At 49.1% G+C, this 9,587-nt stretch carries 10 protein-coding genes and 1 other RNA gene; 5 read left to right on the top strand and 6 right to left on the bottom strand.

The window, feature by feature from the left end:
* Nucleotides 1-71 precede the first annotated feature (71 nt).
* The 4 genes from V6E55_RS24150 to ydiK all read right to left on the bottom strand — a co-directional run bounded on the left by V6E55_RS24150 (nt 72) and on the right by ydiK (nt 2,494).
* Nucleotides 72-428, bottom strand: coding sequence for a tlde1 domain-containing protein (locus tag V6E55_RS24150; RefSeq protein ID WP_316944053.1), 357 nt, complete (start codon nt 426-428; stop codon nt 72-74).
* A complete protein-coding gene (locus tag V6E55_RS24145) occupies nt 428-922 on the bottom strand; it encodes an Hcp family type VI secretion system effector (protein WP_316944052.1) in 495 nt (164 codons plus the stop codon). Before V6E55_RS24145 ends, V6E55_RS24150 begins: the two co-directional genes overlap by 1 nt.
* Before the next feature lie 153 nt (nt 923-1,075).
* An RNA gene (rprA, locus tag V6E55_RS24140) (antisense sRNA RprA) lies at nt 1,076-1,183 on the bottom strand.
* Nucleotides 1,184-1,378: 195 nt separating this feature from the next.
* Complete coding sequence (ydiK, locus tag V6E55_RS24135; RefSeq protein ID WP_114979408.1) at nt 1,379-2,494, bottom strand: AI-2E family transporter YdiK; 1,116 nt, start codon at nt 2,492-2,494, stop codon at nt 1,379-1,381.
* A gap of 199 nt (nt 2,495-2,693) precedes the next feature.
* Here ydiK and ydiJ point away from each other — a divergent pair, with 199 nt between their 5' ends.
* The 3 genes from ydiJ to V6E55_RS24120 all read left to right on the top strand — a co-directional run bounded on the left by ydiJ (nt 2,694) and on the right by V6E55_RS24120 (nt 6,437).
* Nucleotides 2,694-5,750 carry a D-2-hydroxyglutarate dehydrogenase YdiJ gene (gene ydiJ / locus V6E55_RS24130; protein ID WP_316944051.1) on the top strand — a complete coding sequence of 1,019 codons (3,057 nt, stop codon included), beginning with the start codon at nt 2,694-2,696 and terminating at the stop codon, nt 5,748-5,750.
* Entirely contained in the window at nt 5,747-6,157 is a 411-nt protein-coding gene (menI, locus tag V6E55_RS24125; RefSeq protein ID WP_114979410.1) for a 1,4-dihydroxy-2-naphthoyl-CoA hydrolase, read from the top strand. Before ydiJ ends, menI begins: the two co-directional genes overlap by 4 nt.
* Nucleotides 6,158-6,242: 85 nt before the next feature.
* A complete protein-coding gene (locus V6E55_RS24120; RefSeq protein WP_010430192.1) occupies nt 6,243-6,437 on the top strand; it encodes a YdiH family protein in 195 nt (64 codons plus the stop codon).
* 50 nt (nt 6,438-6,487) lie between these two features.
* Here the strand turns inward: V6E55_RS24120 and V6E55_RS24115 are convergent, their stop codons facing one another.
* Nucleotides 6,488-7,117, bottom strand: coding sequence for a helix-turn-helix domain-containing protein (locus V6E55_RS24115; RefSeq protein WP_114979411.1), 630 nt, complete (start codon nt 7,115-7,117; stop codon nt 6,488-6,490).
* Nucleotides 7,118-7,183: 66 nt separating this feature from the next.
* Complete coding sequence (locus V6E55_RS24110) at nt 7,184-7,843, bottom strand: winged helix-turn-helix transcriptional regulator (protein WP_129996031.1); 660 nt, start codon at nt 7,841-7,843, stop codon at nt 7,184-7,186.
* A gap of 437 nt (nt 7,844-8,280) precedes the next feature.
* Between V6E55_RS24110 and V6E55_RS24105 the strand changes: the two genes are divergently transcribed.
* Together V6E55_RS24105 and V6E55_RS24100 are read left to right on the top strand one after the other, a co-directional pair.
* Nucleotides 8,281-8,811 (top strand): fimbrial protein, encoded by a 531-nt coding sequence (locus V6E55_RS24105; RefSeq protein ID WP_316944050.1) that lies wholly within the window; start codon nt 8,281-8,283, stop codon nt 8,809-8,811.
* 59 nt (nt 8,812-8,870) lie between these two features.
* Nucleotides 8,871-9,515, top strand: coding sequence for a fimbrial biogenesis chaperone (locus V6E55_RS24100; RefSeq protein ID WP_316944049.1), 645 nt, complete (start codon nt 8,871-8,873; stop codon nt 9,513-9,515).
* Nucleotides 9,516-9,587: the final 72 nt, after the last annotated feature.

The raw sequence follows: 9,587 nt of genomic DNA, 5'->3' as shown, positions 1-9,587 counted from the left end.
TGGTCAGGATCGGCTGTCGAACGGCTCCAATGCCACAACGCCTGTTGAAGCTGGCTGAGTCTCGATGGTAATCAGGAAATTTTATCTGTACTGGCATCAATGAGTTTACGATAGGGTAATATCAGGACAATACACCCATTCGAAGCGTCACTAAGTCCGGATGAGTTATCACCATGTATCAAAAAACCATCACGCTCACACATTTTATTTTCAGGATAGGGTGTCAGCCTCATAGTCCATGCTTTAGTTTTCGGATGGCTGAAAGCAGGACCGATAGTGTAAGTCCCTCTGGGAAGGGGACCTTTATTCTTAACACACTCATTAGCTGAATCATTCTTAAACCCGGGTTTACCTGAATATTTCGCATCAAATTGATAGGTTCCATTCAGATAAAAGCTATGTGAGCTTATTTTATATACCCAAGGCATTATGCTACCTCCTTGTTAGCGTTCCATAAATCAGAGTGTATTATATTACCGTCTAAATAGTGCCATGTTATCTTTTCATAGGCTAAATAAAATGCTTCAAGATGATTGTGCTTTTCAAATGTAGGATTTTTAATATCAAACGTAAAAGGTTCTATTTCATTAATCCTGACAGTATCCATTGTTACGCGGAAATATTCTTCCTCTTGTCCGTTGTAGTTAATACGATAGAACTTTAACACAGCCTGTTTGAATTTTTTACCCGATGATACACCTTGATAGAGGTAAGGAGATGAACAGTCTACTTCTTTGATTAGTGCATAGTCACAGTGGATACGTTTAGCTGTGGGTTTCCCTGTAAGGTTGTCAGTAGGCAAATCTACGCTGTGCATCAGCTCCACAATCTCTATAGAACCCTCTCTACCATGAACATCCACAGATCCTTTTACTTGATTTCCGGCATCATCAATCAGCCACAAATAAACAGGTATAGTCATTTATTAACCCTCCATTTAAAAGGGTTATATTAGCGATAAGATTAGCAAAATCAATTATTTAGATTATGAATGGGTAGGGGCAAATTATCATTGAAGAGAGAAAGCGCCGTGCTTTAACAGCTTCACGGTATTTCGTAACTCACTGTTTTTAAGTTAAAAAAAAGCCCATCGTGGGAGATGGGCAAAGACTACACACAGCAATTCGTTGTTTCACTCAGGGGATTTCCATGCTTATAAACCAAGGTGTTGATTTATAACCGTGTGCTAATACTAGGCATTGTGTTATTTAGCGTCGATCAGATTCGTCTCAATAGTTAAAGAGACGTAAAGATTTCTTGAGGTTAGCAGCAGATTTAGTGCAGGGAAGGTGGGTCTGACCAGTGCTTAATGAATAAATTGTTTAGCATTGCTTAAGTATTAAAGGTGCGGGTAAGCATAACTTACCCGGCACTGCGGTTATTGACTGTTCTTATCTTCCAGCTCTTCCAGCTCATTCAGGATGAGGTCCGGGTCAGTACCCGGTGGCGGCACTTCATGCACCCAGGCGGAGAACAGACGCCATGTCACGGCGAGAAGCACAGGGCCAATAAACAGGCCAATCATGCCAAAGGCAATCAATCCACCAATAACGCCCGAGAGGATCAGGATCAGCGGCAGGTCAGCACCCATGCGGATGAGTATTGGACGAATGACGTTGTCCATCGTGCCAACCACGCAGCTCCACACCAGCAGAACCGTTCCCCACGTGGTATCACCTGTCCAGTAAAGCCAGATGATGCTGGGGACCAGTACCAGCAACGGTCCCAGTTGCGCAAGACAGGTCATCAACATCACAACGGTAAAGACAGTAGCGTACGGCACGCCGGAAATTGCCAGACCGATACCACCCAGTATCGCCTGCACCAGCGCCGTTACCACAACGCCAAGCGCAACCGCGCGCACTGCCTGTGCAGCCAGCAGTACCGCAGCGTCACCCCGTTTGCCCGCCAGACGGGTAGCAAAATGACGAACACCCAAAGCAACTTGCTCACCACGCCAGTAGAGCAGGGCACTGAAGACGAGCATCAGGGTACAGTGCATCATAAAGCGACCGATATGCGCCGCCTGTCCCACAAACCAGGTGGTGGTGGTACCAATATAAGGACGCACTTTCGCCATCAACGCGCTGCCGCCCATCTCCAGCAGGCTATGCCAGCCGCTATAGAGTTTGGCACCCACCACGGGAATACTGTTTAGCCAGGCGAGATCCGGCAACGTCAGATCACCACTGGTAATGGCTCGAATTATCGGACCACTGGAATCCACCAGGCTATTCACCAGTAAAGCAATGGGAATAATAAACAGCAGGAACAACAAGAGTGTCATAACCAGCACGGCTAACCCGCGGCGGCCAAACAGCAGCTTCTGCAAACGCAACAGTAAAGGCCATGTGGCAACGACAACGGTCGCAGCCCAGGCGAAGCCGAGAATAAAGGGTTGAACAATCCACAGACACGCAATAATCATGAGAGCCAGGAACAGCACCGACAGCAAGACTTGCGCAACATCCCTGGGCTGGCGAAGATTGACCATATTTGAAACTTCCTTTAATGAACACCAGCGTGGCTGGCGGGAACGGAAAACCGCGTCTCTCTAATCATTAGTGATTTCGGCGATTTTTGACAGGCGGATTTTGCCCGTAATTCTACGAAGCACATAAGAAAAAAATGTGATAAAACTTTCCAGACACAACGCAAACGATTTCAAATTACTCTAATTAGGGTCGACAGTCATGATCCCACAGATTTCTCAGGCACCTGGCGTCGTTCAGCTGGTGCTTAATTTTTTGCAGGCACTGGAGCAACAGGGTTTTACAGGTGATACCGCCACGAACTATGCCGACAGGCTGACGATGGCGACTGATAACAGTATCTACCAGCTTCTTCCCGATGCTGTTGTTTTCCCTCGTTCAACGGCCGATGTCGCGCTTATCGCCCGGCTGGCAACGCAGGAGCGGTTTGCTTCTCTGGTCTTTACCCCGCGTGGCGGTGGCACCGGAACCAACGGTCAGGCGCTGAACCAGGGCATCATTGTTGATATGTCCCGCTATATGAACCGCATTATTGAGATCAACCCTGAAGAGGGATGGGTGCGGGTCGAGGCAGGCGTTATCAAAGATCAGTTGAATCAGTATCTCAAGCCGTACGGCTACTTTTTTGCCCCTGAGCTCTCCACCAGCAACCGCGCGACCCTGGGCGGGATGATCAACACGGATGCCTCCGGTCAGGGCTCGCTGGTGTACGGCAAAACGTCCGATCATGTCATGGGTGTACGTGCTGTCCTGCTGGGTGGCGATATCCTCGATACCCAACCTATGCCGGTTGCACTGGCGGAAACGCTGGGCAAAGACAATACCGCAAGCGGGTGCATTTATCGTACCGTGCTGGAGCGCTGCCGCGAAAACCGTCAGCTGATCCTCGATAAATTCCCCAAACTGAACCGCTTCCTGACCGGGTACGATCTGCGTCATGTGTTTAACGATGATCTGACCCAGTTCGATTTAACCCGCATACTGACCGGCTCCGAGGGAACGCTGGCGTTTATTACCGAGGCGCGGCTGGATATCACCCGGTTGCCGAAGGTGCGTCGCCTGGTGAACGTCAAATATGACTCTTTCGACTCTGCGCTGCGTAATGCACCGTTTATGGTTGAAGCACAAGCGCTGTCGGTAGAAACCGTCGACTCCAAAGTGTTGAACCTGGCCCGGGAAGATATCGTCTGGCACTCCGTCAGTGAGCTGATTACCGATGTGCCAGATAAAGAAATGCTTGGCCTTAATATCGTTGAATTTGCCGGCGATGACGCGGCGCTTATTGAAAACCAGGTGACGACACTCTGTCAGCGTCTGGATGAACTGATAGCGCAGGGTGAAGGTGGAGTAATTGGCTGGCAGCTCTGTAATGACCTGGCCGGCATTGAACGCATCTACGCGATGCGTAAAAAAGCCGTGGGGTTACTCGGCAACGCGAAAGGGGCGGCTAAACCCATTCCGTTTGCTGAAGACACCTGCGTTCCGCCTGAACATCTGGCGGATTATATCGTTGAGTTTCGCGCCCTGCTGGACAGCCATGGGCTGAGCTATGGCATGTTCGGCCATGTGGATGCCGGGGTGTTGCATGTACGGCCGGCGCTGGATATGTGCGACCCGCAGCAGGAGATCCTGATGAAACAGATCTCCGATGACGTCGTTGCGTTAACCGCGAAATATGGCGGCCTGCTGTGGGGCGAGCACGGTAAAGGCTTCCGCGCTGAGTACAGTCCGGCATTTTTCGGTGAGCAGCTCTATGCGGAGTTGCGCAAAGTTAAAGCGGCTTTTGACCCGGATAACCGTCTCAATCCGGGGAAAATCTGTCCGCCTGAAGGTGTTGATGCGCCGATGCTGCGGGTGGATGCTGTTAAACGCGGCACCTATGACCGACAGATCCCAATCGCAGTCCGCTCCTCATGGCGCGGCGCGATGGAGTGCAACGGCAACGGCTTGTGCTTTAACTTCGATGCGAAAAGCCCGATGTGTCCGTCGATGAAAATCACCAGTAACCGTATTCATTCTCCGAAAGGGCGCGCGACGCTGGTTCGTGAATGGCTGCGTCTGCTGGCCGACCGTGGGGTTGATCCGCTCAAGCTTGAGCAGGAGCTACCGGAAAAACGTGCCAGCCTGCGTTCGCTGATTGAACGTACCCGCAACAGCTGGCATGCCAGCAAGGGTGAGTATGATTTTTCCCATGAGGTGAAAGAGGCGATGTCTGGCTGTCTGGCCTGCAAAGCCTGCTCAACCCAATGCCCGATTAAGATAGATGTGCCGGAGTTCCGTTCGCGTTTCCTGCAGCTTTATCACACCCGATACCTGCGTCCTGTACGCGACCATCTGGTGGCGACAGTTGAAAGTTATGCGCCGCTGATGGCGCGTGCGCCAAAGACCTTTAACTTCTTTATTAATCAACCACTGGTGCGCAAGCTCTCCGAAAAACATATCGGAATGGTCGATCTGCCGCTGCTGTCGGTACCGTCGTTGCAACGACAGCTTGTCGGGCACCGCTCAGCGAACATGACCCTTGAACAGCTTGAGGCGTTAGCTCCTGAGCAAAAAGCGAATGTGGTGCTGGTGGTGCAGGATCCGTTCACCAGTTACTACGATGCGCAAGTGGTCGCGGATTTCATCCGCTTGTCAGAGAAGCTGGGTTATCAGCCAGTGGTTCTGCCGTTCTCTCCGAATGGTAAGGCGCAGCACATTAAAGGTTTCCTGACGCGCTTTGCGAAGACCGCGCAGAAAACCTCTGATTTCTTAAACCGAGTGGCGCAACTGGGTATACCGATGGTTGGCGTCGATCCGGCGCTGGTGCTGTGCTATCGCGATGAATATAAGCAGACACTGGGCGATAAACGTGGTGATTTCCACGTCATGCTGGTGCACGAGTGGCTGCCGATGGCCCTGGAGGATAAGGCTGTTCAGGATGTCAGCGGTGAACCGTGGTATCTGTTCGGTCACTGCACGGAAGTCACCGCGCTGCCGGGTGCCCCTGCCCAGTGGGCCTCTGTCTTTGCCCGATTCGGCGCGAAGCTGGAGAGCGTCAATGTGGGCTGCTGCGGTATGGCTGGAACCTACGGACACGAAGTGAAAAATCACGCGAACTCGCTCGGTATCTACGAGTTGTCCTGGCATCAGGCGATGCAGCGTTTGCCGCGAAACCGCTGCCTGGCGACGGGCTACTCCTGTCGCAGCCAGGTGAAACGAGTAGAAGGTAACGGGGTACGCCACCCATTGCAGGCTTTACTGGAGATAATTGGATGATCTGGAAACGTGCCGTGACGCTGCAGGCGCTCAACGCCATGGGCGAGGGGAATATGGTGGGGCTGCTGGATATCCAGTTCACCCGCATTGGCGACGATGAGATCGAGGCAACAATGCCTGTCGATCACCGTACTCATCAGCCGTTTGGTTTATTGCACGGCGGCGCATCTGTCGTGCTGGCTGAAACACTGGGTTCAGTGGCAGGGTATCTCTGTACCGAAGGGGAGCAGAAGGTCGTCGGGCTGGAGGTGAATGCTAACCATATTCGCTCGGTGCGTAGCGGTCGTGTGCGCGGTGTTTGCCGCGCGCTGCATGCCGGAAGCCGCCATCAGGTGTGGCAAATTGATATTGTCGATGAGCAGGATCGGTTGTGCTGCTCGTCGCGGCTAACGACAGCGGTTGTGTAAAGTTTTCAGATGTTTTGCCTTTGGTCAAAAGTTAGCCACTGCGTTGTGATATAGTGGTCAGGTTTTGTACATAAGCGAGGACATCATGGATACTGAAATAACCCCAACACAGCTGGCAATTGAATATTTACGTCGCGATAAGAGCAACCTGTCTCCGGCGCAGTACCTGAAAAAGCTGAAACAGCTTGAGCTGGAATTTGCAGATTTGCTGGCGCTCTCTTCGAATGAACTGAAAGAAGAGATCTACTTTGCCTGGCGGTTGGGCGTTCACGTCCATTGAGTGTATGTAAATGAAAAGGCCGCGATTGCGGCCTTTTTTGTACCAGGAATTCAGTATCTGGCGGGGAGTTTATTGATTCTAATGAGCCTGCCTTCTTCTATTTCGATAAATCCGCCTGTTTTCAGGTCGGCAAGAATGCGCATCACACCGCTGCGGGAAAGCTGGGTTTTATCACGAATGTAGCGTTCGGCGGTTATTCCCAGGCGATAAGTATCGTCTTCATTCATCAACAGAAAAAGCTGCTGGCGAATCATCTCATACGCTGTAGGCGCACCCTTTGTCATGATGGTGTTATAGAGCCGGCTGTACATAAACATCAGATGGTTGGATAACAGACCCCACAATGCCTTTTCCTGAATAATGGTATTGAGCTGTTCTGTGGACAACGTGCCAATGGTGCAGGGGCTAACTGTTTTCAGGTAGTCGTCAAAAAAAAGGTCATTAAGGTTAGCCACACCAAAAACCGCCGGACTTTTTGCCGTGGAAAGCATCAAGTTGTCGCTTCGTCGATAAATTGCCACGGTACCTTCCAGAATCAAATAACAGATTCCCCGGCCATTGATCATAAGATCCAGGTGCTCGCCTCGACCGGTATTACGTATGGTAGACCAGGGTTGTAAGTGCGTAATAAGCTCTTGCGCATAAGGAGAACCACGATGTGGTTTTTCTGTGGTGGACATAACCCAAACCTGAAAGAATCAACTTTCTGATTATAGCGTTACTCCTGAACGCTGGCACTTCTGGGATCAGTATTTACGCGGTAAATGGCGAATATCAATCAGCACGCCTCTTTCCATCGTGATGTACTTTCCGGTACGCAGTTCTGCCAGTATTCGCATGATCCCACTTCGCGACAGATAGGTTCGACTTTTTATATAGGCGGCGGCAGTGATGTTCAGCCGCACGGCTTCCGGTTCTTGCATCAACTCAACAAGCTGAAAGCGGATGATGTCATAGGCTGACATCTGTGAGATCTGGGCACAATGTTCATAAACCCTGGATGCCGTATAGATTAGCAGGTGAGAAAAGTGCTCCCACAGATTTTGCCGGGCAACCACGTGGTTAAAACAATCCAGCGAAACACTGGCCATTTCAGAGGTTTCCAGTGCCCTGACATAGAGGTGCTCTGACGAAAATTGGCTACTGACACCGAGAATGAAAGGTGCTGACTCGGAATTTAAAATAATGCCGTCTCCCCGCCGGTGCAGTGCAACGCTGCCATGAGTCAGCAAGAAGCATTGACGAGAGTCATTGCGATAATATTGTACGACTTCACCTTTTGAAAGAATGATTTTTTCTGCATCAGGAAGCATGTTTTCGATTAATTTTTCTATATGCCTTAGCGGTTTTAATTTTATTACTGCGTTTTTTTCCTCACTTGTTATCGCTGAAAGTCGTGTGTTCATTGCTTACCTCGCTTCAACTAATGCAGTTTTTTTTGATTAACTTAAAGAATTATCTTAAAAAAAAGCACTTCAGGGAATGTGACTAAGAGGTCTAATAATAGACGCAGTAGATGTCGTGTCATAACCATATGAAATTAAATGTTATATGTTCGCGGTCTAAAAATAGACTGAAAATTTGTGTCTTAGGATTTGCCTGAGTGGTTTGTTTGTTTTTTGTTAAATCAGAATCTACAACTAGACCTCAAAATTTATTGTCTGCTGAAAAAGAGTTGTATAAATTTTGATTTGTCATAAGGGGCTAAGAAATGTATAGCACCCAGTACTGTGAATGTTATATACCGTCGTTTTCCGACGACGAATATAAATCAGGGAAGGGCACAATTTATGTGCTGTCGTCTGAATGTCAGTAATAAATAAAGTGATGCAGGTATAGTATTATGAAAAATAAAATGATTACAGCAATGTTGGCGGTAAGTTCAGCTTTTACAATGACACATGCTTTGGCTGCTGCGGGTACTGTTAACTTTAACGGTAATATTCTGGATTCTGCCTGCGATGTTGATGTGGCATCACAGAATCAGGTCGTGGTACTGGGGGATTATTATAAAACTGAGTTTCCAGCCACGGGGGCAAAAACTGCGGCGACACAGTTCAATATTATTTTGAAAAACTGCCCGGTTACAGTCACTAACGCCAAAGTACGTTTTGATGGCACACCAGATGCAACCAATGCCAGCCTTCTGGCGATTGACTCCTCGGTTGCAGGCGCGGCGACGGGGGTGGCGATCAACCTGATGACAGCGGATAAAGCGGATCTGCCACTGCACGGCAGCAATAGCTATAACTATGTGCTTAGCAGTACTGCCGATAACACGTTAAATTTCTACGCGCAGTATATTTCAACTGCGGCAGCTGTAACCGCGGGGCCGGCTAACTCAGTTGCCAACTTTTCTGTGATTTATAACTAATCCCTTCGCAGTAATCAGTATGGGGGCTGTCCCGGCCCCTTTGTGTGGTGAGATATAAAATGCATATTATCAAAACAACCGGGTTGATCGTGGCACTGTTACCGCTGACGTTTTCAATAGCTAATGCCGGAGTCATTATTGGCGGTACACGTATTATTTTTGACGGTGCGAAGAAAGAAGCTTCAGTGAGCATAGAAAATCCTGACAGTACCCCTTTTTTAATACAATCGTGGATTGATACACCTGAAGGAGTTTCTGGTAAAGCACCTTTTATCATTACACCACCGCTTTATCGCCTGGATGGCGGGCTGAAAAATATTGAACGAATTGTCATGACCGGTTCGCTCTCTCAGGAACAGGAGAGTTTGTTCTGGCTAAATATCAAAGCGATTCCCTCTGCCACGAAGCAGATGAACTCTTTACAAATTGCTGTGAAAACGCGCATAAAATTGATTTATCGTCCTGAGGGACTTCGTGCGTCAACACCAGAGGAACAAGCCAATAAATTATCCTGGCAACGAGCCGGGAATGAAATTCAGGTCAGGAATCCAACGCGCTATATTATCAATTTCAATGAAATTTCCGTAGGTGGAAGAAAACTTGAAGATGTGTCGTATGTATTACCCGGTGCTTCCACCCGGTTTCAGCTACCGGACGGGGCTGGTGGTAATACGGTCACCTTTAAAGTTATCAATGACTGGTGATGCTGCCAACTTACTGATTTAGTGTATGATGGTGTTTTTGAGGTGCTCCAGTGGCTTCTGTTTCTATCAGCT

Origin of the sequence: Enterobacter sp. 342, from assembly GCF_036663495.1 — a bacterium.
Taxonomy (GTDB): Bacteria; Pseudomonadota; Gammaproteobacteria; order Enterobacterales; family Enterobacteriaceae; genus Enterobacter.
This window is presented reverse-complemented; position numbering and strand designations above follow the sequence as displayed.